The 2,297-nt window shown below is 71.9% G+C and carries 1 protein-coding gene; it reads right to left on the bottom strand.

The features are described from left to right. Positions 1-158: 158 nt before the first annotated feature. Positions 159-2,297 (bottom strand): carboxyl transferase domain-containing protein (locus AC27VN_RS39235; RefSeq protein ID WP_490880178.1); only part of this gene is annotated, 2,139 nt, incomplete at its 5' end.

Here is a 2,297-nt window from a genome sequence, read left to right as displayed (position 1 = left end):
CGCGACGGCGGCGAACAGCGCCAGGCACAGCATGCCCGTCGCCAGCCTGGCGCCGATCCCGGCGAATCGATATGAAACCAGCGTCATGCCCCTCGCGCAAAAGCGCCAAAGTGTACGGAGCCACCGTGTCACTTCGCGCGGCAGGGTCTGCCGCCTGGTTACCAGGTGTCTACGTAGGGCGCCGGCGCCTCGTGGGGACGCGTGGCCGAGGCCAGCCCGCGCACCAGCCAGTCGCGCGTCTGCGCGGGATCGATCACGGCGTCGATCTCCAGCGTCTGCGCCATGTGGATCGCCTCGCCGTTCTCGTACTGCTGCGCCACCAGCTGCTTGAACAGCGCATCGCGCTCGGCCCCTTCGGCCGCCGCGGCGAGCTCCTTGCGGAAGCCCAGCCGCACCGCGCCCTCGAGCCCCATCGCGCCGAACTCGCCCATGGGCCAGGCCACGGTGAACACCGGCGCGTCGAAGCCGCCGGCCGTCATCGCCTGCGCGCCCAGGCCGTAGCCCTTGCGCAGCACCACGGCGAAGAAGGGCACGCGCAGGTGCGAGGCCACCATGAACATGCGGCAGACATGGCGCACCTGCGCCTGCGCCTCGATCTCGGGGCCGACCATGAAGCCCGGCGTGTCGCACAGCGAGACGATCGGCAGGCCGTGCGCATTGCACAGCTGCATGAAGCGCGCCGACTTGTCGGCCGCCTCCACGTCGATCGCGCCGCCCAGGTGGTGCGGGTTGTTGGCCATCAACCCGACGGGCTTGCCCTCGATGCGCGCGAGCGCGGTCACGATGCCCGCGCCGAAGCCCGCGCGCAGTTCGAGCAGCGAGCCGGTGTCGGCCACGCCGCGCATCGCGGCGCGCACGTCGTACACGCGCAGCCGGTTCTCGGGCACCACGTGGCGCAAGGCGCGCGGGTCGGCGCACTGCCAGTCGGCGACCGGGCCCTGGAAGTACGACAGGTACTGCTTCGCGGCCGCGACCGCCGCTGCCTCGTCCTCCACCAGGATGTCGATCACGCCATTGCGCGACTGCACGCTGCTCGGCCCGATCTGCTCGGGCGCGAAGGTGCCGAGGCCGCCGCCCTCGATCATCGCGGGGCCGCTCATGCCGATGTTGCTGCCCTTCGTGGCAATGATCACGTCGGCGCAGCCCAGCAAGGCCGCGTTGCCCGCGAAGCAGCGGCCATGCACGATGCCGACCACCGGCACCTTGCCCGAGAGCGCGGCGAACTGGCTGAAGGTGTGGTTGTTGAGGCCCGCGACGATCGGCATGTCCGTGTCGCCGGGCCGCCCGCCGCCGCCCTCGGCGAACAGCACCACCGGCAGCCGCAGCTGGTGCGCCACCGCGAGCAGCCGGTCGGTCTTGTGGTGGTTGCGCATGCCCTGCGTGCCGGCCAGCACCGTGTAGTCGTAGGCCAGCACGGCGCAGCGCGACTGCTCGGGGCCGAACTGCCTCGCGTTGATGCTGCCGATGCCGGTCACCATGCCGTCGGCCGGCGTGTTCGCGACCAGGTCCTCGAGCGTGCGGCGGCGCGTCTGCGCCGCGATGGCGAGCGCGCCGTACTCGATGAAGTTGCCGGGATCGGCCGCGCTGTCGCAGAGGTCGGCGATGTTCTCGCGCGCGGTGCGCCCGCCCTGCGCATGGCGCTTGTCGACGGCGGCCCGGCGGTTCTCGTCGAGCGTGAACGCATGGCGGTCGATGACCTTCTTCAGGTCGGGCCGGATCGCGTCGAGGTCGTGCGCGGCGCGCGCCTCGGTGTCCACGGCCTGCGCGTCGACCGCCTCCAGCCGCAGCAGCGACTGGCCCTCGACCAGGTAGTCGCCGGGCGCGGCCAGCAGTGCCACCACGCGGCCCGCGGTGGGCGCGTGCAGCAGGTGTTCCATCTTCATGGCCTCGAGCACGCCGAGCTGCGCGCCCGCGGGCAGCACATCGCCGACCGCGACCTCGAACTGCACCAGCTTCGCGGGCATCGGGGCCTTGACCGTGAGGCCATCGTCGGCTTCATCGATCGTGGAGGCCGCCGCTTGCGCGACGACTGGCGTTGTCTCCTTCGCGCGTTTTTCGAACGACGCCGCGGCCGCCAGCAGATCGCCCAGGTGCGCCTCGACGAAGCGCGTGTGCACGGCCTGGGTCGCGAACTCGGGCCGCGCGGCGATCGCGCGCAGCAGCGGCAGGTTGGTGGCGATGCCCTCGATGCGGCACTCGTCGAGCGCACGCAGCGAGCGGCGCAGCGCATCGGCGAAGCGCGCCGAGGGCGCATGCACGATCAGCTTGGCCAGCAGCGTGTCGTAGTGCGGCGAGGG

The sequence above is a fragment of the Variovorax sp. 20P10.2.4 genome, assembly GCF_058244205.1.
This window is presented reverse-complemented; position numbering and strand designations above follow the sequence as displayed.